Here is a 783-nt window from a genome sequence, read left to right as displayed (position 1 = left end):
GAACCAGTTCTCGTTCAGGCACTCCTGGCGCAGTCGGCCGTTGAACGACTCCACCGTGGCATTGTCTGTCGGTGTTCCCGGCCGGGAAAAGTCTATACGGATCCCCCGTTCATACACCCACTTGTCCAGCATCTTTCCTGCAAATTCAGACCCGTTATCGGTTTTCAGCAACTGTGGTAAGGGGCGTCTGAGTGCAATACTGTTCAGCATCTCCGCCACTTCCGTTGAGCGCAGATTCTGGCCCACACAGATCCGCAGGCATTCACGTGTGAACAAATCAATTATCGTCAGCAGGCGTAACCGCCTTCCGTCAAACAGCGCATCGGAGACAAAGTCCATGCCCCAGACATGGTTCGGATACCGCCCCTGAGGCTGTGGCTGTCGCCGCTGTGCCGATTTATTGCGGTGGGGACGTTTGAGACGCAGGGACAGGCCCTGCTCGCTGTAGAGACGGTAAATGCGTTTATGGTTATCCCGCCAGCCCTCCCGCCTGAGCAGGATGTGAACCCGCCGGTAACCGTAATGCACGCGGGTTTCCGTGATCTCGCGGATACGCAGGCGCAGCGCACTGTCATCGGCCGCCACAGAGCGGTAACGGAACGAACTGCGGCTGACCTGCAGCGCAAAACAGACCTGCCGTTCGCTGGCCCCGTAACGTGCCTGCAGCTCCCGGACCCATTCACGCAGCCGTGCCAGCGTCAGGTCTTTTTTGCCAGCACATCCTGCAGCATGGCCTTGTCGAGGCTCAGATCGGCCACCAGTTTCTTCAGCCGCAGGTTTTCC

At 58.7% G+C, this 783-nt stretch carries 1 pseudogene; it reads right to left on the bottom strand.

The features are described 5' to 3' along the window. Positions 1-783 (bottom strand): annotated as a pseudogene (locus IAE50_RS25655) (IS3 family transposase); the annotation flags it as partial.

It is taken from the genome of Kosakonia sp. S42 (assembly GCF_016624785.1).
Taxonomy (GTDB): domain Bacteria; phylum Pseudomonadota; class Gammaproteobacteria; order Enterobacterales; family Enterobacteriaceae; genus Kosakonia; species Kosakonia cowanii.
Note: the sequence above shows the minus strand (reverse complement) of the source record. Positions and strands in the feature narration are given on the sequence as shown.